Source organism: Pseudomonas sp. CFBP 5748 (assembly GCF_053850495.1).
The window spans coordinates 133458-152637 of record NZ_JBSPTN010000008.1 but is presented as its reverse complement, the minus strand read 5'-3'; the positions used below and the strand labels follow the sequence as shown (position 1 = coordinate 152637).

The following is a 19180-nucleotide window of genomic DNA, read 5'->3' as shown; positions in this document are numbered from 1 at the left end:
TTGTTGACAGGCTTGAGACGGTTGATTCTGGCTTTGCTGATCATGGGTCGAGGTGGAAAAGCGCGCAGAGGGGAGTTCGCCGGTTTGCTATCGATCTGAATTCCCCGGCCACTGAAGTGGGCTGAATTCGATGCCGGTCAGTGGGCTGCTGCTCCTTGGAACTCACCGAATTCATCCTCGTGATCAAACTCCAACAGATAGCTCTCGGTTACATGTCCGCCGGGAGCGACGTAGCTCGCCAGCAGCGCGTGCAGGTCGTTGCATAGGTCGGTCCGCGATTGATAGGCGCCGACACCGTAGTTGGGATCGAAGAGTCTCCCCGTCTGACCCTCGTCAAAGGACGCGGCGATGGCATGGCCACCACCGCCCTGCGGACCATCGACGTAGTAGAAGGAAATAATGAAGTGATGGGCCCCGGGCTGCTGGAGAATGTCGAGGATGATGTGGCTGGCGACGCCGTCGGTATAGCTCATTACTCTGGTGGGAGCGCGCCGGATGATCGACTCGGCAGTGTCCTCCAGTGCCATGCGCACGCCGAGAATCATATTGGCAGTCAGCCCCTGCTGAGCGTCGGCGATCTCCTCCTTTCTGGCCTGCAACGCGGCGAAACAGTCATAGGGCGCACCGATCTCGACCCAGAGTGTGCTGAAGCCGAAGCATACGCCCAGGCCATCCCCGCCAAACCAGGGAATCCCGCCGCCGAATAGAGTGCCTTGTCCTTCCCATCTTCTGTTCTGGTGTGCTCGGGGGAAGGTGAACATGGGGGCTTTCTCCTTTGGGGGGTGATGGTTCTTGTCAACGGTAGACGAGGGGTAAGCTGGGCGCCATTTTCCTGGGACATTTGGGTGGATGGTTTTGGGGCTGCTGCGCAGCCCAGCGGGAGCAAGCTCCCTCGCCACAGGGTCGACCATGTCCTCTGTCCAAACAGGTTGGGGTTGCCGGAGGTAAGTGGGTGGCTTGTAACGTGGGTGGCGTATTTTTTTGTGGGGTGCGGCTAAGATGGCGCAGAGGCGAAATCACAAGGAAGGCTGGCGTGATGCAATCCCGTTTTGATCCGTTGGTTCATATCGATTGGAAAACACCCGGCGGCGAGTTGCTTGGGCTGCTGCAGCATTACTATCCCAATACCGGTGTGTTTTCCGGGCCGGAATTCGAGGCGTTGTTGGATGAGCTTTCCAACGAAATGCCCGAGGTCTGTTTCGAGGCGTTGGCGACTGTGTTGGCGCGTCACGGCTTCGACCTGTGGAACCTGGACGCTGGTGGCGATGATTACCGGCCGGTGATTTTCCCGGCCGATCAGCGCGAGGCGTTTGCACAACACTGGCGGGTACAGAACCCAGAGCCAGGCTACACGCCGACGTTGATCGAGCCGCCGAAGCCTGTCGCCGTCGAGCGCAAAAAAACCAAAGCCAAACGCAGCAAGTTGAACTGGTTGCAGGAAGTCCACGACTATCCCGGGCCCACTTATGTGCATGAATACAACTACCGCAACGGTTGGGCTGCCATCACCGAGCAGGACGAAGACCGGTGGCTGTGCTTTCTGATCGATTACAACCCATGGCCGCCCGCTGAGCAGGACATGCTCGAGCACCGCACCGATGCTGTGGACGGCGCAGACCTGCAGCTCATCGATGCCAATGTCCAGCGCAGCCTGTGGAAGCGTCGGGTAAAAAGCGGCGCTTACAGCTCGGATGACCGCTACCAATACGAGATTCGCCAAGGCAATGACATCCAACGTTTCGGACCCGCCGGGATGGAGTGGTCGGAGTTTGAAGATCCCTGCGTGGTGGTCGATTCAGAGATATTCGAACGTCAGCGTATTTACGAACCCGAGCATTTGACCCGGATCTGGCGGATCACGGCAGACTCCAGCGAGGTCATTTTCGAATACTCGGATGAACTGACAATCCTGCCCATCGGCCCGCACCGTTTGCTGTTCATGCAGCACAACGGCCCGCGCTGCTGGGTCTGGAATCAAGACCTTCCGCACCCGGCCACTGCCGCCAAGCCGATGCCAGCTGACGCCTATAAACTGCGGGCGGCGACCGCGTACCTGGGGGGTGACGAGGTCCTGCTGTTCAGCGAAGGCGAGCGGCAGAACCTTGAGCACTCAGGTTATCAGGAGACGGTGCTGCTGGCGTGGCGCTTCAACTTCGTGACTGGCGCTACGACGAAGGCGCTGTTGGACGGCTTTGGCAGTGAGCTGCGCCAGGACACGCGCCTGCTGGTTACGCAGCCCAAGCAGGTCATCACGTTGCGCACATTTCATGGACAGTTGCATGTTGCCCGGGGACATGGGGACTGGTGGGTGTGGAATTACCGGACGAATACGTTCGGCACGCAGACCTTGGCCTGGTTTTGGAATCAGCGCAGCAATGAGGTGGTGAAGCTGTCTTCCAAGGATATTGCGCGGGTCAAGCCGGAGATTCGGTATCTGGCGGGGCAGGATCGGTATCTGGCGTTTGAGGCGGAGTTTGTGGCGCGGTTGCCGGGGTTTGCGCAGATGGTTGAGGCTAAGGGGTGTGAGGTTTTGGTTTTTGAGTGAGGCGGTTTCTGCACTCAGAAAACCGCCTCTAGTTACCGCCTAAACGTCGCTCTATGCTCACGCCGCCCTTCCCCCGCTACCTCTTGGAAAATAAGCTTACTGCGGAGCTAAGTTGATCGCTTCGATAGCCTTTGACAGATCCTCTCGGCCGCCCGGACTAGTTAAAAGACGTTCAGGACTTGTACTTGAAAAAACCTTGGTCTCAAGCGCAAGTTTTGATATCTCAGTTTTTAGCCGCTGGCTAACGTAGTTTTCGCATGCTTTCTCTAACAGAGTATAAGTCTGCTGAGCTGAAGCCCCACTGGCAACAACTTCGGCTTTACCCCTAAAAGACGATGTTTGGAGAATATCGGTGCAGACGAACATTGTATTTACACTTTCGGTATTGACAGTAGTTAGCTGCACAAGCTCGAGAATCGCCTCGGTTATTGTTTCAACATTCTTTTCTGTAAGTCCCGACGAATCCGAAGACTGATCTTCCTCAACCACTACATCACCTGCAGCTTTCGCGCCTGCTCGCTGAGACTCCTTCAAGTCTTTCTTTAGAGCATCTACAGTCGCCTTCAGCTCTTTTGCCTTATCTGAGTTTTTGTCCTCTATGGCCAGAATATCCGCTTCCACCTCCGTTATCTGCTGCTGTTTTTTTACCAAGCTTGATGAATATGATTCAGCAGTCGTCGTTAGTTTAACGTTGGGTGCCTTCAATACTCCTGTTAGCTGTTCTATTGCCATCAAGGCAATCGTATTTTGCTGATTCTTTGCCAGGAGAGTTTGATAGGTATAGGAGGAAAGACCTTGATTTGCATATGCTTGGCAAATACTGAAAAGCTGATCCCGTAAAAGTTGTATCGATTGGGTTCTCAAACCGATGCTTGCCGCACTCTCTGAATAGGCACCGGCCACGTTGACTCCTGCTTTAGTCTCACCGCTCAAACTAGCTGCTAAAGCGGTCAAAGCATCGGGGCTAGGTTCAGAGCAAGTAATTCTTCGCGTGAGTTCCTTGCCTCCTACAAACTCTGGTTTCTCTGTGACTATTGCCAGGCGTTTGTCTGCCTCAAGCTCCTTGTAGTAGGTGAACTGGTTGCAGCCAGAAAGCAGGATGCAGGAAGAGAGCAGTGCAAAAGAGAGGGAATTCATGGTTTCATCCTTGGAGTGGCAAGGTCGTAATCATTCCGCTGAGGCATGCCGTGATAGCAATACAGTGGCAAGTATGGCTAGATTCTTCACTCATGCAAGTTCAGCATCATGGGCTTGCGGCATCGGCGCGCTCAGTGCGGCGTAGGCGATGATCAGCTTCCTAGCTGCCAAGCTAGAAAAGCGCTTTGCTACGAATGCGGCACTACGAGCCTAAACTCATCTCCATGAGGCATCAGCACTCTCATGCGATTGGTATGAGGGTGATGAACAGGTAAGCATTGCTCGGCAAGCAACAGGGATTGCTACTGCTCAAACACACAGCAACCCGCGAAACCCTCGCGCCGCGTAATACGACTGCACACCATTGTGGTAAACGAACACCCGCTCATAACGGTAGTCACCGAACAGCGCACCGCCCAGAGCGCGAAGATCAGCAGGTGTGGCCAGCCAACTGGAGGTCTTCGCATCAAACTCACCAAGCTGCTGCAAGGCTCGGTACTGGTCTTCCGTCAGCAGGGCGATGCCCATCTCTTCGGCCATTTCAACTGCACTGCCTTTGGGTTTGTTCTCCTTGCGTGCATCCAGGGGGGCGCGGTCGTAGCAGAGGCTTCGGCGACCGGTTGGGCTTTCTTTGGCGCAATCGCAGAAGCTGATAAGGCCGGTTTGCTGGTCGTAGCCGATCACGTCGGGTTCGCCTCCGGTGGTTTCCATTGCCTGGAGCGACTTCAGGGCGTTAGGGTTGCTTTCCAGTTTGGCCTGGACGTTGGGCCAGGGGATGCCTGGGTGGCGCTGGGGGTTTTGGTCGAAGCGGGTTTTCAGGGTTTGGACAAGAGTGTCCTGTTCTTGTTTTTTCATGATTCTGACGTCCGCTGGTGGTCGGTTGCTCAATGATAGTTACTTCGACACTGAGCGTTGAAACACCAAACGGCCGCTCCCTCTATCGCCGTCCTTGAAGTCCTCTGACAGAATCGCCTCCGCGAATATGAGCAAGACCGGTCTTCAGGACGAGGTCGCTAGTTGAAGGAATAACACCGATGGTCATAGAAAAACCCAAGCATCCCTTGGTGCCCAGCCAGATGGGCGCGCAAAGCCGGCTCCGGTTATTGGCGCTGGCGAGCCTACTTATTGTTGGCTGCGCCAGTCCCAAACCGGACTTGCCCAAACCGGTCGAGCGGGACCGATGTCTGGATGCGGGACCGGTCAACAGTGTGGCATTCGATAGTTGCGTGGCTAAGCGAGAAGCTCGCAAACAAGAGGCGCTCCGAGCACTTCTCGACGATAGCCCCACCCACGAAAAAAACCTCGTAAATATCAAAATTGACGAGCAGATTTGTACCCATTTATCGCGGGCCGAAGAGCAGGCCCTCCCCATCGTGGTTGTAATCAACTGGAAATTTTCCCCCAAGACCGTCATGCCGACGCCTGCAGACGCTGCTCGTATGAAGGAAATGGAGAAACTATTACTGCCCGCCGTGCAAGACAAAGGGTTGGCGAGGTGGATATGCACCACCACGTATGAACACCAGCGCGAATGGCACTTTTTTACGCGAAGCTACGAAGATTTTTCCGCTCGAGCAAGGGAGGCTCTCGGGCCGACGGGACTATATCCCATCGAATTGGGAACAGAAGGAATCTCCCATTGAGATTCGAGCGGCACATACTCCCGCTCAAATAGAAACGCAGAGTCATGCCCAAATGGTTATAGAAAATGCGTTAGACACTCCGCTGAGTTTTCGTCCGATTAACCTCGACCGGGACAGCGACGTTTGCGTACATTTCTTTGAGGACATGCTGCTCTGCGCGTTTGGTTCCGCACAACAGCTTAACGCCCCTGATGGCATGCAGCGTTACCTTCAATCTCTCCAAGAAAAAGCGACCGAGATTCCCGGCAGCATTGTCCATGCCTGGGATGAAACACAGATCGTGGGCCAGATAGAAATGTCGCTGCTGAAGGCTGAGCCCGCAGTGGGCTACATCCATTTTTTCTACCTAACCCCTGAGTGGCGATCACGTGGTGCAGGGAAGTTGCTGCTGGCCTACGCGACCGACTTTCTTGCAGGGTTGGGGTGCGAGCGGATGAGATTGTCTGTGAGCGACACGAACCACAGGGCGGCACGGTTTTACAGGCACCATGGTTGGATTGATATCGGGGCCAGGCAAGACAAGCCGGAGCTGCGTTTGCGGTTGATGGAAAAGGCCATTGCCGCCTGGTGAGAGCAACTCCCTCGCCACAAGGTTGGGGTTCGGCAGAATGGATTGGAACGTCCTCTCCATCACCCTACGCGTCAATATCCACCATAAAATATCAAGAATTTTGCACGCTATCACAACCTCTGATACCGTGCTGGAATCGTGATACGGAAGAATGACCATGACTGCTATCCGCCAAGACCATGAGCTCTCCGAAAGGCGTGATCTGATCGAGCTCAAAGTCTACGTAGAGAACGTGCTAGGCCTGAAGCTGCGCTTGAAACCGTGGGAGCACGTCAAGATCCTTCCGTATGCATTGCGTGACCGCTACGAATTTTTTGTCACAGAGATATTCGGGGCCGGCTGCCTCATTCTCAAGGAGCGTCCACAGCGTGAAGCCAGCGTTGCGGATGTCGCGAAACACATCCAAGCCATCCACAACTTTCAGGCCTACAACAAGTTGCCCGAGACCGGTGACCTGATGATTTTCGTCACCGACACGCTGCCGAGTTATGACCGCAAGCGGCTGGTGGAGAAAGGCGTCCAGTTCATCGTGCCGGGCAATCAGCTTTTCCTTCCGGCCTTTGGCATGGACTTGCGTGAGTATTACCGCCAGCGCCTGGAAAAACCTCAGGTCCTGAGCCCCGCCACCCAAGCCATGCTGATTCAATTTCTGATCAAGGGATGGCACCACCAGCTCCTGACCACTCGCGCTACCTTCGAGAAGTCCTTTACCTACGCGAAAATGACCGTCAGCAGAGCGATCAAGGAACTGACCGACTTGGACATTGTTAAGCCTGGAAAGGAAATGGGTGAGGCCGCGATCCTGTTTCACTTGTCCCCCAGGGAGACTTGGGAGATGGCCAAGGAGTCCATGCGTACGCCGGTCAAAAAAGCACTTTGGCTCAATGCAATTCCCCAGGTTTTTGACGACACCCCAATGTTGCTGGCCGGAGAAACGGCCCTGGCTGAAATGAGTCTTCTCGCCGGCCCAAAAGTCCCTTGCTATGCGATGACGGCAGCGCAGTTCGAGCATATTCGGGAGCATGCTCAAACTGAAAAGAATGCGGCCTACGGGGAGGAATTCGGCGCTTGGGGCTCAACTTCGAAAACGGCCAAGTCGAAACTCGAGACCACGGCGCCCTACCTTGAAGTGCCGCAAAACCATGCCGCGTGTTGCATTCAGTTTTGGAGTTATGAGCCGCCGCGCAGCAACATCGCCACTGGAACGGTGGACCCCTTTTCTCTCTATCTGAGCCTCAAGGATGACCATGATGAACGCGTGCAAATGTGTATGGATGAAATGATGGAGAACGTGAAATGGTAGTGGGTGTCGACCGGTTTCGAGAGTATTTCAGGGATTTCCAGGGCAGCTACGTTCTGATTGGCGGGGTGGCTGCTTCGATTGCCATGGAGGAACTGGGTGAGGAATTTCGACTGACCAAGGATCTGGATATCGTCCTGGTCGTCGAGGCGCTTGATCGTGCGTTCGTCGGGCAGTTCTGGAAGTTCATCAAGGACGGTGGCTATGCCATTCGCCAGAATGGTGACAGCGATGGGGACTCCCCGGTTTTTTATCGCTTCCAGAATCCGGAGGACAAATCCTTTCCCGTTCAGGTCGAGCTGTTTTCCCGTGTCCCGGATGGCCTGGAGCACGAAGAAGCGGCCAGAATGACCAAGGTCCCCGTGGAGGAGCAAGCCGCCAGCCTGTCTGCGATCATTCTTGATGATGAGTACTACGCCTTTCTCTTGGAAGGCGTCGATCATACTCAGGAGATCAGCCACATCGGTGCTGATCGGCTCGTTCCCCTCAAAGCCCATGCCTGGCTTAACAAGAAGGCGTTGCTGGAGAGCGGCGTGCACGTGGATCGTCGGGACATCAACAAACACTTCAGGGATGTGATCTTTCTAGCGGTCGGTCTCACTGAGGGAATGGCCCAGCTTCCTGATCGAATGGCTGACGATTTGAGGTCATTTCTCAGCCAGGTGCCGGCTGAGCTGGCCACTAACCCAAGTGTTTACAAAAAGGTCGATGCCGAGCGTTTGATCAAGACCATTCAAGAGGCTTTTGGCCTGGCTTGAATCAGGTTTTATGCACGCTATCAGTTAGGTTGATAGCGTGTGAAATTCCTGATTATTGACGGTAACAGCTTGGTCGTTTCCACACCTTGCCCAGTTGATAAAAACCAATAACCCCCTACCCGGAGCAAAAAGGATGACGTCTCTCGACCGTGCAGTGCTTGAAGATCTGGCCCCAAAAGGAGTGCTGCGTGCCGCGATCAATTTCGGTAACCCCGTGTTGGCTCAACAGGGTCCGGACGGCTCCCCCCAAGGGGTGTCGGTAGCGTTGGCCAAGGCACTGGCCCAGGAGCTGGGTGCCCAGTTGGAGATGGTTACTTTCGATGCCGCCGGCAAAGTGTTTGCAGCGCTGGATCAGGATGTGTGGGACGTCGCGTTCCTGGCCATTGAGCCTGTGCGCGAAGAGCAGATTGCGTTCAGCGAACCTTACGTCATTATCGAAGGGACTTATTTGGTGGCAGCTGATTCGGGCTATCAGCACGTCCAGGATCTCGACCAGCCAGGACTAAAACTCGCCGTTGGCCAAGGCGCTGCGTACGACCTTTTTCTTTCTCGCACGTTGGAACATGCACAACTCGAACGCGCTGCGACCTCTGCAGCTGCGGTAGACCTGTACATCGAAAAATCCCTGGATGCGGCAGCCGGTGTGAGGCAGCCGCTGGAGAAAGTGGCGGCCAACAACCCGGCATACCGCGTGCTCGCCGACGCTTTCACTTCCATCAGGCAAGCCATGGCGGTTCCAAGGGCCCATGAAGCCGGCGCGGCCTACGTCAGGGATTTCATTGAGCGAAAGAAAGCGGAGGGTTTCGTGCGTGCGGCTTTGATCGACAGCGGCCAGGCGGACGTGACTGTCGCGCCTTTAGCCTAGAAATGTAGCGCAGCCGTCCGGACCCACCGTCAATCAGCGTTGTCCACTATGGTGAAGTACCCCCTTGGCCCTGCCACTAGTGAACACAGGAGGCCTGCATGCAGAACTTCACGATCCAACGCATCGACCACATCGTCCTGCGCGTAAAAGACATCGAGCGCAGTCTCGCTTTCTATACGTCCGTGCTCGGTTGCGAGCTCAAGAAGCGCCGGGACGATCTGGGCATGATCCACCTCAGCACCGGTGTTTCGATGATCGATCTGGTGGCTGTCGACGGGCCGCTTGGTCGCCAGGGTGGGCCGGCGGCTGGCAAGCAAGGGCACAACGTCGACCACCTCTGCCTGCGTATCGAGCCGTTTGATGAACAAGCCCTCCTCGCTCATTTGGCCTCCGCCGGCCTGAGTGTTGAGAAAGCGCAGATGCGGTATGGCGCGGAGGGTAAAGGTTGGTCGATCTACTGCTTCGATCCGGATGGTAATCAGATCGAGCTGAAGGGGCCGGCGCTGGAGCCCTGAGCTTTAACCTGGCGGGCACGGCAGTTGGAGCCCCTGTGGGAGCGGGCTTGCTCGCGAAAGCGGTTTGTCTGTGCCGGTGAGGTTGGATGTGTCGGTGTCATCGCGAGCAAGCTCGCTCCCACCGGGACTGGGGTAGGCGGAAGATCCGTGGGAGGTTACTGCGCCGTCAACTCAACCACACCCCGAATCCGCTGTAGCATGTTGATCAAGTGCAACCGCATCGACGCCCGTGCAGCTTCCGCATCACGCCGCGCCAGCGCTGCATAGATCTGCTCGCGCTCGCGAATCACCAACGCCCGATTTTCAACCGTGACAGCAGGTCCGGCCTGTTGGATAACCGCGATCAACGCACTCCCCACATGAGCCATGGCATCGATAAAGAAGCTGTTGCCGGTGCACTGGGCAATCTGCAGATGAAATTCGAAATCCACCCGGGCGCTTTCGTCATCCGTTGCCTCGAAAGCGTTCGCCGCATCCAGCGCCTCACGCATCGCCTGCAACTGTTCCGGCGTGGACCGTTGTGCAGCAATGCCGGCGGCTTCCACTTCCAGGCTCAGGCGCAGTTCGATCACCGCTAGAGCATCGTACGCGCCGCCCTTAACGTGCTTGCTGCCCTGGAAATCCCCCGGGCGGGCGGTGTCGACCACGAAGGTGCCGATGCCGTGGCGGGTTTCGACCAAGCCTTCGGCCTGGAGCCGCGACATGGCTTCGCGAACCACCGTCCGACTGACGCCGCGTTCCTTGATGATCACCTGTTCGGTAGGCAGTTTGCTGCCTGCGGGCAGTTCGCCGGCCAGTATCTGCTGCGTCAGGTCGACCACCAGTTGCTGGGTCATGCTCAGGCGTCGATCGGTTGTGACACGGTCCATTGCACCTATCCATTAAAGCCAGACGATCGCGGCATTATAGCCGCGACCTTGCGCCGAAACGCACTATAATGCCCGCTGATCACCCAAGAGCAAGCCGATGACGGATCAAGCGTTATCTCCACTGAACAAGCCGCGCCGCCTCGCCGAAACACTGGTCGACCGCTTTGCCCAGCGCATGCGTGAAGGCGTTCTCAAGCGCGGCGAAAAGCTCCCCACCGAAGTGCACATCATGGAAGCCGAAGGCGTCAGTCGTTCGGTGGTGCGTGAGGCGCTGTCGCGCTTGCAGGCGGCGGGGCTGGTGGAGACGCGGCATGGCGTCGGCACCTTTGTCCTGGACATGCCGGCACCGGAGGGTTTCACCCTGGGGCCGGCGACGATTGCCACCTTGTCGGATGTACTCAACCTGCTGGAGTTTCGCCTGAGCCTGGAAGTCCAGGCCGCTGGCATGGCCGCCGAGCGCGCAACGCCTGAAGCCCTGGCCGAACTGGCCCAGGCGCTGGAGGCGTTGCTGCAAGGTCCGGAAAAGTCCGGTACCACCATCAATGCCGATTTCCAGTTCCATCTGAAAATCGCCAAGGCGGCCGGCAATTACTACCTGATCGACATCATGAAGCACCTGGGTACGAAGCTGATCCCGCGTACGCGCATGAACTCCGCCTACTCCGGGCAAAGTGATCGCAGCGCTTACTTGCAAGGGATCAACGCCGAACATCAGCAGATCTTCGACGCCATCGCCAGTGGTCATGTCGATGCAGCGCGGGCGGCCATGTACTTGCATTTGAGTAATAGCCGCATGCGCCTGTGTGAAACCCAACAACGCCAGGCTTTTTACAACGAATAAATGCCCACAACTTAGAAGAAGCTGTACTTAACACCGACACGCAACCGCAACTGGCGATCACTGTCGACCGAGTTGACTTTAATATCACCCACTTCAAAGAACGGCGCCCAGCGTTTGTCCCACTGGTATTTGACCACGGCATTCTGTTCATAGTCGTCGGTACCGCCGTTATAGCGAATGTAGTCGGCATCGAAGTAAGTCAATTGATATTCATAGGCCCACGGTCCTTGAGGACCATAGTTGATATAAACATCGTAACGGTTGACCTTCTGATCGTCCTGCCCATTATGCGGCACGTCACGGTCGATCTGGTCGCGGTCAAGCTTGGCTGAATCAAAACGGTAGCGCCCGGCGATGCTCAGCTCTTTGGTCACGCGGTAACCCAGGCGCAGGCCCAGTTTGTAGGTGGTGGATTCCTCATCGCTGTCCAGGGCCAGCGAAGGCGTCAGCGTCCAGCGGTCATTGATCTTGTGCTGGTAGTTGACAGTGAATTCATGGCCGCTGCCGACGGTATTGTCGAAGGCGACGTCTTGCCGGTCACCGGCGGTCTTGTATTTGAGTTCACCTTCCAGGCCCACGCCATTGTCCAGCCGAATACCAAACTTGGCACGGTCGGCGTGCATGCGGGTTTTTTCCGCATATTGATGGCGAACGTTGATATAGCCGGTATCGGCCTGGGCAACAACCGATGTGAACAACGAAGCGACAGAAACTACTACGAGTGTCTTTTTCATGTTTTTTATTCTTGTTGGTTGAATAGTAAGTTGGGTTAAACGCCAAATCACAGGCGAGCGCGTGCGCGGCATTGAAACCTGCGGTTCAACGTCTGTTTCGGGTTAAAACAAGTGCAACAAACTCATCACTTCAGACAGCAATAGGTATTCGCTGTATGTCGCGGCTGGCCTGCACCAGCAAACGGGTATACGCGTGCGTGGCGCCGTCGCTCGCCAGAAGTTGACTGTCGAGCGTCTCCACCACCCTGCCCTGCTGCATCACCGCGACCCGATCGCACAAGTGCGCCACCACCGCCAGATCGTGGGTCACCATCAGGTAGGTCAGCCCTTCCTGGCGGCGCAAGTCGGCCAGCAGGTTGAGGATTTCCGCCTGCACCGAGACATCCAGCGCCGAGGTCGGCTCGTCCAGCAACAGCACCCGGGGACGCAGGATCAGCGCACGGGCGATCGCCACACGCTGGCGCTGGCCACCGGATAACTGGTGCGGGTATCGGAAGCGGAAGCTGTCATTCAGGCCGACCTTGCGCAGGATCTCGCTGACCTTCTGCGCACGCCCCTCGATGCCGTGGATGCGCAGCGGCTCCTGCAACGCGGCATCGACGGTGTAGCGCGGATGCAACGAGGCATACGGGTCCTGGAACACCATCTGCACGGTGCGGTAGTGGTTCAGCGGCAAGTTGCGGGTCACGGCTTGGCCGGCGACCCGCAGTTGCCCGGTCCAATGCTGGTACTGCCCGGCCAGGCAGCGCAGGACGGTGGTCTTGCCCGAACCGGACTCCCCCACCAGGCCGAATGCCTGGCCTTCGGCAACGCTCAAATCGACGTCGTGCAGTACCGCGTTCAGTGCCGCGCCGGTGCCAAAACAGAGGTTCAGGCCGGCGATTTCGATCATGCTCATGACAGGCTCCTCAAGCATTCAACCACTGTGGGTCACGCTGCAACACCGGCAAGGTGGCGCGCCGATGATCCAGGCTGGGCAGTGCGGCCAACAGGCCACGAGTGTAGGGATGACTGGCTTGGTCCAGGTCGGCGGCGGCAATCGACTCGACCACGCGGCCGGCGTACATCACCAGCACGCGGTCACAGAAATGTCGCACCAGGTTCAAATCGTGGCTGATGAAAATCAGCCCCAGGTCGCGCTCGCTGACCAACTCCTCCAACACGTTGAGCACCTGGCGGCGCACCGAAACATCGAGGGCCGAGGTCGGTTCGTCAGCGATGATCACCTGGGGGTCGGTGATGACCATCATGGCGATCATGATCCGCTGGCCCATGCCGCCCGAAACTTCATGGGGGTACAGGTCGTAGACCCGCCGGGGGTCACGAATGTGCACCTTGGCGAGCATGTCCAGGGCGCGCTCGCGGGCTTCGCGATGGGGCACTCTGTGATGGGCCAGATAGGCCTCGGCGATTTGTTCACCGACCCGCACCACCGGGTTCAGCGAATACTTGGGGTCTTGCATGATCATCGACATGCGCGCACCGCGAATCGCCTGGATCTGCTTTTCGCTAGCGGCCAACAGGTCGATATCGGCGAAGCGCAACGTCTTGGCGGTGACCCGCGTCGTCGGTGGATGCAGACGCAAAAGGCTGCGGCCAACGGTGGATTTGCCCGAGCCGGATTCACCGACAATGGCGAGTTTTTCCCGACCCAGGGTGAACGACACGTCACGCACGGCCAGGGAAGTTTTGCCGGCGTTGCGGAACTCCACACACAGGTCCTGCACGGCAAGTTTTATCTCAGTCATGGGGCTGCTCCTCAGGATTGGCTGCGCGGGTCAAGGACGTCGCGCAAGCCGTCGCCCAACAGGTTGAAGGCCAGGCTGACCAGCATGATCGCCGCACCGGGCGCCGCCACCAGCCACCAGCTTTCGAGCATGTAGCGCCGCCCGGTGGAGATCATCGCACCCCACTCCGGCAACGGTGCCTGGGCGCCGAGGCCGAGAAAACCCAGGGCCGCGGCGGTGAGGATGATGCTCGCCATGTTCATGGTCAGGCGGATAATCACCGACGACAGGCACATCGGAATGATGTGCCGCAGGATGACCCGGGTACTCGACGCGCCCTGAAGCTGCACCGCGACGACGAAGTCAGCGTTGCGCAACGGCAGGGTTTCGGCGCGGGCGAGCCGGGCAATCGGCGGCCATGCGGTGAGTGCGATGGCGATCACCGCGTGCTCCAGTCCCGGGCCGAGGGCGGCGATGAACGCCAATGCCAGGACCAGGCTGGGGAACGAGATGAAGATGTCGGTGATGCGCATGAACAGGCTGTCGACCCAACCGCCGAAGTAGCCGGACACCGTGCCGACCAACAGGCCGATAGGCCCGACAATCACCGTCACCAGCAAGACGATGTACAGCGTGATGCGCGAGCCATACACCAGCCGGGCGAAGACATCGCGACCGTATTCGTCAGTGCCGAACCAGTGCGCGCTGCTCGGCGCCTGCAACGCGCCGGCGAGGTTCTGCAACAGCGGATCGTGACCAGCGATCCAAGGCGCGAAAGCCGCCACCAGCATCAGGGTCGAGACGACGACCAGGCCGGCGAAGGTCATCGGGTTACGCAGTAAAAAACGCAGCAGGCGCAAAGCGCTGGCGGCCATCGCTGCGGTACTGGAAGCGGGCAGCGCGGTGGCGCCGGATGCGCTGGAAGCCAGGGGCAGGTTCATTAGCGAGTCCTCGGGTCGAAGATCTTGTACAGCGCGTCGCTGATCAGGTTCAGCGTCACGAAGATGAGGCCGATCAACAGCACGCAAGCCATCACCGCGTTCATGTCACCGAGCAGCAAACTGCTGGTCAGGTATTGGCCGAAGCCCGGCCAGGCAAACACGGTTTCGATCAACACCGCGCCCTCCAGCAGGCCGCCGTAAGCCAGCGCGACGATGGTCAACAGCTGCACGCGGATGTTGCCGAAGGCGTGGCCCCAGACAATGCGCCGCTGGGACAAACCCTTGACCCGGGCGGTGATGATGTATTCCTGGGACAGTTGCTCGAGCATGAAGCTGCGGGTCATGCGGCTGATGTAGGCCACCGAATTGAAACTGAGGATCACCGCCGGCAGCAGGATGTGGCGCAACGCACTGCGAAAGGCCTCCCAGTCGCCGGACCAGGCGGTGTCGATCAACAACAGCCCGGTGTGTTTCGGGATCAGCCCGTCATAGGCCAGGCCGATGCGCCCGACGCCACCGGCCCAACCCAGCCAGGCGTAGAACACCAGGAAAGCCATCATGCCGATCCAGAAAATCGGCGTGGAATAACCGAACAGGGTGATCAGTCGGGCGATATGGTCCCCGGCGCGGCCTTGGTGGGTCGCGGCGTAGACACCCAGCGGCAGGCCCGCCAGCACACCGAACAGAATGGCCAGGGTGGCCAGTTCCAAAGTGGCCGGGAAAACCCGGGCGATGTCGGTGATGACCGGGTTGCCGGTCAGCAGGGCCATGCCGAAGTCACCGTGCAGCAGGTCGCCTAAGTAGATCGCGAACTGGGTCCACAACGGTTTATCCAGGCCCAGTTCTTTGTACACCTGGGCATAGGCCGAGGCGTCGGCGTCCGGGCCGACGATGGCCAGCACCGGGTCCAGGGGCATGACGCGACCGATGAAAAAGGTCAGCAGCAGCAACCCCAGCAGCGTCACCGCCACCGAGCCGCCGCGCCGGGTCGCCGAAGCGGCCCGGGTGGTCCAGATTGAAAAGGATGCAGTCGACATGTTCTTTCCTGCCTTGGCCCTGGGGCCGTCGATTTCAGCGCTGCTTATAGACGTCCCGAAGACGCGTGGTGGCGGCGGTGTGGCCGATGTAGTTGCGCACATCCGCATGGATCACCACTTCGTCGACCATCTGTGAGACCGGCATGATCGCCCCGGCCTGTTGGTCGTAGAGGGTCTGGATCTGCGCGTAGATTTCGCGCTGGCGCTCAGGGTCACGCTCGCGCTCGGCCTGCTCGATCAGTTGATTGAGCTGCGGGTTGAAGAACGAGGTGCGCCAGCCCTGGAAGTTGCTCAGCTTGGCTTCGGTGCGGTTGTCCGGGTTGTAGACCAGGGCCCGCAGGCTCGAATGCGGATGACGCTCCGCCCCGCCACCGCCACGACCGACGAGGATGTCGAACTGGCGGTCGCGCATCGCCCCGTAGATCTGGTTGCCGGTGCCGGTGATGATCGTCGCCTCGATACCCGCCTGGGCCAGTGTCGCTTGCAGGCTGGTGGCGATGTTGATGAACGGCGGATCGGTCAGCGAACGGATGCTCACCTTGAAGCCCTCGGCGTGCCCCGCCGCTGCCAGCAGCCGTTTGGCCTCGGCCACGTCCAGGCGATAACCCGGATCGTCCAGGCGCGCCGGCAGCCCCAGTTGCAAGGGCCGCTGATTGATCACGCCGTAGTGCGGCATCACCACATCATTGATGCCCTGGTAGTCGATCAGCAGGCGGATGGCCTGGCGTACGCGGATGTCCTGGAACAACGGTTGCTGCATGCTCATCGCCACGTAGTACAGCGTGCCGCGGGCGATGCTCTGGATGCGCACCTCATCGACCTTGCCCAGAGCCTTGATGTCGGTGGCGGCCATGCCCCGGGCGACGTCCAGGTCACCGCGCTCGACCATCAGACGCAGCGCCTGGGACTCGGTCATGTTGCGCATGATCACCCGGCGCAACTTCGCAGGACCGCGCCAATAGTCGTCATGACGACTCATCAGAATCACGTCGTTGGCCCGCCAGATGTCGAGCTTGAAGGCGCCGGAGCCCGCCGTGTGGGTCGCCAGCCACGCCGCGCCCTGATCGTCGCCGACCTGATGTTGCAAGGCGACGCTGCGATCAATGATGAAGGCACTGGGAGAGGTCGCCAGGGTGTTGAGCACCAGCATCGGATCGGTGCTGCGCGGCAGCTCCATGACAAAGGTGTGCGGCCCTTCGGCGCGCATCAGCTGGACGACGTTGTCGGCGGTGAAACCGTAGGCTTTCCAGGTCGAAGCCAGGGCGCGGTTGAGGGTGACCACCCGCTGCAGCGACCAGGCGACGTCTTGGGCGGTGAGCGCTGCGCCGGAGTGAAAACGCACGTCGTCGCGCAACTGGAAGGTCAGGCGCATGCGGTCGGGGCTGATTTCCCAGGTTTTCGCCAGGGCGGGGATCAGCCTGTCCGGCTGCGCCGCGTCCTGCTCCAGGAGCATGTCATAGACGTTGGCGTTGACTTCGGCGACCTCCAGACCCGTCGCCGCAGCGGGGTCCAGGGACAGCAGGTTGATCATGCTCATGCCCACCACCAATTGGTCGGCGGGCGTTTCGCCTCGAGCCAGGCTGATGGGCACTTGCACTGTGCACAGGGCCACGGCGACACACAGCAGCCTGGTCAGGCGCTTGGGCCAGAGTTTCATGGTTCAGTCCTTTCTTATATTTATAAAGACTTGGTCGTCCGGGCAGTTATCCGCCTCGGACGTGATGCGCGATCAATGTCGAGACAAGGTATTGGCCTCGATATACGCGAAGTTGATGTCCTCGCCCAACCCTGGCCGATCCGAGAGGTGCACAAAACCGTCGGCGTCCATCGGGTCGACGATGCTATTGAGGTGCGCCGGGACTTCTTCGTAGTCAAGGAACGGGTGCAGCAGGCCTCGCTCGTACCAGCGGCAGTTGCTGATCGCCCCGACCACCGCCAGGTTCGCCGCGCCATTACCGTGGACTTCGCAATCCATGCCGAACGACTCGGCCAGGTGCGCCACCTTCAGGCACGGCCCGATACCGCCGACCCCGGCCACGCCCGCGCGCAGGATGTCACAGGATTTTTGTGTCACCCAACTGGCGCGGCTGTGAAACTTGCCGGCGATGCTTTCCGGGCCCAGCACCGGGATGTCCAGGTTGGCCGCGAGCCAGGCATAGGACTCTGCGGAGTCTTCCATCATCGGCTCTTCGAACCAAGCAAAATCCAGCTTCTCCAGGGCCTTGCCGATGGTCAGCGCGTCCATGCGGCTGTACCAGTGGTAGCCGTCGAGCATCAACGCGATGTTGGGACCGACCGCCTCACGTACGGCGGCGCAGGCCTGGATGTCCATTTGCGGATTCGGCGCGAAGGAAATCGGCGGCATCCAGGTGTGCAGCTTGATGGCCTTGTAACCGCGCTGGACCAGCTTCTCGGCGAACTGAGCGTACTCGTCCGGCGTGGACAAGCCGCCTGGCAGGTCATCGCCGCACATCGTCGAGCCGTACGCCGGAACCTTGTCGCGATAACCGCCAATCAACTTGTGCACCGGCAATTTTAGCGTGCGTCCGGCCAAGTCCCACAACGCCTGCTCCACCAGCGCCAGCGCCCGGTCGGTGAACTGCCCGGCACTGCCGCGCTGCCAGTGCGCCAGGTCTTGCCAGATGCTTTCGCGGTCCATCGGATCGCGACCGATCAGCACTTTGCGCACGAACGATTCAATGATGTGCGGACGAATCAACTCAGGCGGGCCAAAGGCATAACCCTCGGAGCCATCGTCGCAACCGATTCGCAGCAAAGCCATCTTGATCATGACCTCATCGCCTGGATGAGCATGGCCGGCGCTGTCCTGGGCACGGCGCGAAGGGGTGGCAAAAACTTCGACGTGAACGCCTGTGATTCTCATAGGAAGGAGCACCATATCTTGTTATTAATTTGTATGTCGTCATACAACGTGCCGGATTATTCTGACGTTTGCGGCGAGCTGTCAACCCCGGATACGCAATAAAACTTGCGTAATCTTGGGTGCATCTGAGGAAAGGCTATTATTTTCTCGAAGGACAACCAACAATGTCGTCATACCACGCGACATAAAAGCGATACCACTTACCCCGGACGGGAGCAGTCATTGAATGCAGGAACTGTGGGAGCGAGCTTGCTCGCGATAGCGGTGGGTCTGGGCCGGTGATGTGGGATGGGCCACCGCCTTCGCGAGCAAGCCCGCTCCCACAGGGGATTGGCGATGGACTTGGAGTTTGTGGATGCCCCGCCAGGGAGCGGGTCAGGCCAGAAGATGTCTGGAGATCAGCTTGGAGATTTCAACAATGCCTGTCTTGCCGGTGAATTCGAATTTCACTTTGCCCAGGGATGAGAAGTAGATCTCCAGCTCTGAGTCCAGGTCGAAGGTGCCAGAGGTTTCAACCGAGTAGGCGACGATGTTTTTGTACGGCAGGGAGGTGAAGTCTTTTTTGCTGCCGGTGATGCCTTGCACGTTCACCGCGATAATGCGTTTGTTGGTGAAGACCACGCCGTCGCGCATGGATTTATAGGCGTCGATGACCTGTTCGCCCTCCAGCAGGAGGGCCGTGACGCGTTCGGCGTATTCGTCGTTTTGCTTGAGTTTGAAGAAGCCTTTGTTGTTGAAATCGATCATCGGTAAGTCCTTGTTAAAAAACTGATGGGTTTGCTTACGGCTCAGCGGGACATGATGGACGCAGTA

Annotated in this window: 20 protein-coding genes; 8 read left to right on the top strand and 12 right to left on the bottom strand. The window is 58.5% G+C overall.

Annotated features, from left to right (window positions below):
• Positions 1 to 137: 137 nt before the first annotated feature.
• The gene (locus ACWNZ1_RS19560; RefSeq protein WP_135843804.1) at positions 138 to 761 is read right to left on the bottom strand and encodes a YopT-type cysteine protease domain-containing protein; all 624 of its coding nucleotides are present in this window, start codon (positions 759 to 761) and stop codon (positions 138 to 140) included.
• A gap of 275 nt (positions 762 to 1036) precedes the next feature.
• Here ACWNZ1_RS19560 and ACWNZ1_RS19555 point away from each other — a divergent pair, with 275 nt between their 5' ends.
• Entirely contained in the window at positions 1037 to 2545 is a 1509-nt protein-coding gene (locus ACWNZ1_RS19555; protein ID WP_456027826.1) for a DUF6630 family protein, read from the top strand.
• A gap of 96 nt (positions 2546 to 2641) precedes the next feature.
• Here ACWNZ1_RS19555 and ACWNZ1_RS19550 read toward each other — a convergent pair whose 3' ends face one another.
• Together ACWNZ1_RS19550 and ACWNZ1_RS19545 are read right to left on the bottom strand one after the other, a co-directional pair.
• On the bottom strand, positions 2642 to 3682 hold the full coding sequence (locus ACWNZ1_RS19550; protein WP_256454304.1) for a hypothetical protein: 1041 nt from the start codon (positions 3680 to 3682) through the stop codon (positions 2642 to 2644).
• 309 nt (positions 3683 to 3991) lie between these two features.
• Positions 3992 to 4537 (bottom strand): DUF4256 domain-containing protein, encoded by a 546-nt coding sequence (locus ACWNZ1_RS19545; protein ID WP_256454303.1) that lies wholly within the window; start codon positions 4535 to 4537, stop codon positions 3992 to 3994.
• A 179-nt stretch (positions 4538 to 4716) separates the two neighbouring features.
• Between ACWNZ1_RS19545 and ACWNZ1_RS19540 the strand changes: the two genes are divergently transcribed.
• From ACWNZ1_RS19540 to ACWNZ1_RS19515, 6 genes are all read left to right on the top strand, one after another.
• A complete protein-coding gene (locus ACWNZ1_RS19540) occupies positions 4717 to 5325 on the top strand; it encodes a DUF695 domain-containing protein (protein ID WP_256454302.1) in 609 nt (202 codons plus the stop codon).
• 52 nt (positions 5326 to 5377) lie between these two features.
• Entirely contained in the window at positions 5378 to 5896 is a 519-nt protein-coding gene (locus tag ACWNZ1_RS19535; protein WP_256454301.1) for a GNAT family N-acetyltransferase, read from the top strand.
• Positions 5897 to 6053: 157 nt separating this feature from the next.
• Positions 6054 to 7199 (top strand): hypothetical protein, encoded by a 1146-nt coding sequence (locus tag ACWNZ1_RS19530; protein ID WP_256454300.1) that lies wholly within the window; start codon positions 6054 to 6056, stop codon positions 7197 to 7199.
• Positions 7193 to 7954 (top strand): hypothetical protein, encoded by a 762-nt coding sequence (locus tag ACWNZ1_RS19525; RefSeq protein WP_256454299.1) that lies wholly within the window; start codon positions 7193 to 7195, stop codon positions 7952 to 7954. The genes ACWNZ1_RS19530 and ACWNZ1_RS19525 overlap by 7 nt, the downstream gene beginning before the upstream one ends.
• Before the next feature lie 133 nt (positions 7955 to 8087).
• Positions 8088 to 8819, top strand: coding sequence for a transporter substrate-binding domain-containing protein (locus ACWNZ1_RS19520; RefSeq protein ID WP_256454298.1), 732 nt, complete (start codon positions 8088 to 8090; stop codon positions 8817 to 8819).
• Positions 8820 to 8917: 98 nt separating this feature from the next.
• Positions 8918 to 9334 carry a VOC family protein gene (locus ACWNZ1_RS19515; RefSeq protein WP_256454297.1) on the top strand — a complete coding sequence of 139 codons (417 nt, stop codon included), beginning with the start codon at positions 8918 to 8920 and terminating at the stop codon, positions 9332 to 9334.
• A 155-nt stretch (positions 9335 to 9489) separates the two neighbouring features.
• Here ACWNZ1_RS19515 and ACWNZ1_RS19510 read toward each other — a convergent pair whose 3' ends face one another.
• Positions 9490 to 10203, bottom strand: a complete 714-nt coding sequence (locus ACWNZ1_RS19510; RefSeq protein ID WP_135843798.1) for a FadR/GntR family transcriptional regulator — start codon at positions 10201 to 10203, stop codon at positions 9490 to 9492.
• Positions 10204 to 10300: 97 nt separating this feature from the next.
• Between ACWNZ1_RS19510 and ACWNZ1_RS19505 the strand changes: the two genes are divergently transcribed.
• Entirely contained in the window at positions 10301 to 11044 is a 744-nt protein-coding gene (locus ACWNZ1_RS19505; protein ID WP_135843797.1) for a FadR/GntR family transcriptional regulator, read from the top strand.
• Positions 11045 to 11055: 11 nt separating this feature from the next.
• Here ACWNZ1_RS19505 and ACWNZ1_RS19500 read toward each other — a convergent pair whose 3' ends face one another.
• The 8 genes from ACWNZ1_RS19500 to ACWNZ1_RS19465 all read right to left on the bottom strand — a co-directional run bounded on the left by ACWNZ1_RS19500 (position 11056) and on the right by ACWNZ1_RS19465 (position 19114).
• Entirely contained in the window at positions 11056 to 11778 is a 723-nt protein-coding gene (locus tag ACWNZ1_RS19500; RefSeq protein WP_135843796.1) for an oligogalacturonate-specific porin KdgM family protein, read from the bottom strand.
• A gap of 130 nt (positions 11779 to 11908) precedes the next feature.
• Entirely contained in the window at positions 11909 to 12676 is a 768-nt protein-coding gene (locus tag ACWNZ1_RS19495) for an ABC transporter ATP-binding protein (RefSeq protein WP_135843795.1), read from the bottom strand.
• A 10-nt stretch (positions 12677 to 12686) separates the two neighbouring features.
• Positions 12687 to 13526 (bottom strand): ABC transporter ATP-binding protein, encoded by an 840-nt coding sequence (locus ACWNZ1_RS19490; protein WP_456027808.1) that lies wholly within the window; start codon positions 13524 to 13526, stop codon positions 12687 to 12689.
• Positions 13527 to 13537: 11 nt separating this feature from the next.
• Positions 13538 to 14446, bottom strand: a complete 909-nt coding sequence (locus tag ACWNZ1_RS19485) for an ABC transporter permease (RefSeq protein WP_135843793.1) — start codon at positions 14444 to 14446, stop codon at positions 13538 to 13540.
• Positions 14446 to 15483 carry an ABC transporter permease gene (locus tag ACWNZ1_RS19480; protein WP_135843792.1) on the bottom strand — a complete coding sequence of 346 codons (1038 nt, stop codon included), beginning with the start codon at positions 15481 to 15483 and terminating at the stop codon, positions 14446 to 14448. The genes ACWNZ1_RS19485 and ACWNZ1_RS19480 overlap by 1 nt, the downstream gene beginning before the upstream one ends.
• Positions 15484 to 15517: 34 nt before the next feature.
• Positions 15518 to 17140 carry an ABC transporter substrate-binding protein gene (locus ACWNZ1_RS19475; protein ID WP_256454295.1) on the bottom strand — a complete coding sequence of 541 codons (1623 nt, stop codon included), beginning with the start codon at positions 17138 to 17140 and terminating at the stop codon, positions 15518 to 15520.
• A 72-nt stretch (positions 17141 to 17212) separates the two neighbouring features.
• On the bottom strand, positions 17213 to 18367 hold the full coding sequence (locus tag ACWNZ1_RS19470; RefSeq protein ID WP_256454294.1) for a mandelate racemase family protein: 1155 nt from the start codon (positions 18365 to 18367) through the stop codon (positions 17213 to 17215).
• Positions 18368 to 18742: 375 nt separating this feature from the next.
• Complete coding sequence (locus tag ACWNZ1_RS19465; protein WP_135843790.1) at positions 18743 to 19114, bottom strand: PH domain-containing protein; 372 nt, start codon at positions 19112 to 19114, stop codon at positions 18743 to 18745.
• Between the last annotated feature and the right edge of the window lie 66 nt (positions 19115 to 19180).

What these genes read in the sequence shown, in the direction of transcription:
- ACWNZ1_RS19560 (WP_135843804.1), bottom strand. Translation starts at nt 761, where the DNA reads ATGTTCACCTTCCCCCGAGCACACCAGAACAGAAGATGGGAAGGACAA.
- ACWNZ1_RS19555 (WP_456027826.1), top strand. Translation starts at nt 1,037, where the DNA reads ATGCAATCCCGTTTTGATCCGTTGGTTCATATCGATTGGAAAACACCC.
- ACWNZ1_RS19550 (WP_256454304.1), bottom strand. Translation starts at nt 3,682, where the DNA reads ATGAATTCCCTCTCTTTTGCACTGCTCTCTTCCTGCATCCTGCTTTCT.
- ACWNZ1_RS19545 (WP_256454303.1), bottom strand. Translation starts at nt 4,537, where the DNA reads ATGAAAAAACAAGAACAGGACACTCTTGTCCAAACCCTGAAAACCCGC.
- ACWNZ1_RS19540 (WP_256454302.1), top strand. Translation starts at nt 4,717, where the DNA reads ATGGTCATAGAAAAACCCAAGCATCCCTTGGTGCCCAGCCAGATGGGC.
- ACWNZ1_RS19535 (WP_256454301.1), top strand. Translation starts at nt 5,378, where the DNA reads ATGGTTATAGAAAATGCGTTAGACACTCCGCTGAGTTTTCGTCCGATT.
- ACWNZ1_RS19530 (WP_256454300.1), top strand. Translation starts at nt 6,054, where the DNA reads ATGACTGCTATCCGCCAAGACCATGAGCTCTCCGAAAGGCGTGATCTG.
- ACWNZ1_RS19525 (WP_256454299.1), top strand. Translation starts at nt 7,193, where the DNA reads ATGGTAGTGGGTGTCGACCGGTTTCGAGAGTATTTCAGGGATTTCCAG.
- ACWNZ1_RS19520 (WP_256454298.1), top strand. Translation starts at nt 8,088, where the DNA reads ATGACGTCTCTCGACCGTGCAGTGCTTGAAGATCTGGCCCCAAAAGGA.
- ACWNZ1_RS19515 (WP_256454297.1), top strand. Translation starts at nt 8,918, where the DNA reads ATGCAGAACTTCACGATCCAACGCATCGACCACATCGTCCTGCGCGTA.
- ACWNZ1_RS19510 (WP_135843798.1), bottom strand. Translation starts at nt 10,203, where the DNA reads ATGGACCGTGTCACAACCGATCGACGCCTGAGCATGACCCAGCAACTG.
- ACWNZ1_RS19505 (WP_135843797.1), top strand. Translation starts at nt 10,301, where the DNA reads ATGACGGATCAAGCGTTATCTCCACTGAACAAGCCGCGCCGCCTCGCC.
- ACWNZ1_RS19500 (WP_135843796.1), bottom strand. Translation starts at nt 11,778, where the DNA reads ATGAAAAAGACACTCGTAGTAGTTTCTGTCGCTTCGTTGTTCACATCG.
- ACWNZ1_RS19495 (WP_135843795.1), bottom strand. Translation starts at nt 12,676, where the DNA reads ATGAGCATGATCGAAATCGCCGGCCTGAACCTCTGTTTTGGCACCGGC.
- ACWNZ1_RS19490 (WP_456027808.1), bottom strand. Translation starts at nt 13,526, where the DNA reads ATGACTGAGATAAAACTTGCCGTGCAGGACCTGTGTGTGGAGTTCCGC.
- ACWNZ1_RS19485 (WP_135843793.1), bottom strand. Translation starts at nt 14,446, where the DNA reads ATGAACCTGCCCCTGGCTTCCAGCGCATCCGGCGCCACCGCGCTGCCC.
- ACWNZ1_RS19480 (WP_135843792.1), bottom strand. Translation starts at nt 15,483, where the DNA reads ATGTCGACTGCATCCTTTTCAATCTGGACCACCCGGGCCGCTTCGGCG.
- ACWNZ1_RS19475 (WP_256454295.1), bottom strand. Translation starts at nt 17,140, where the DNA reads ATGAAACTCTGGCCCAAGCGCCTGACCAGGCTGCTGTGTGTCGCCGTG.
- ACWNZ1_RS19470 (WP_256454294.1), bottom strand. Translation starts at nt 18,367, where the DNA reads ATGAGAATCACAGGCGTTCACGTCGAAGTTTTTGCCACCCCTTCGCGC.
- ACWNZ1_RS19465 (WP_135843790.1), bottom strand. Translation starts at nt 19,114, where the DNA reads ATGATCGATTTCAACAACAAAGGCTTCTTCAAACTCAAGCAAAACGAC.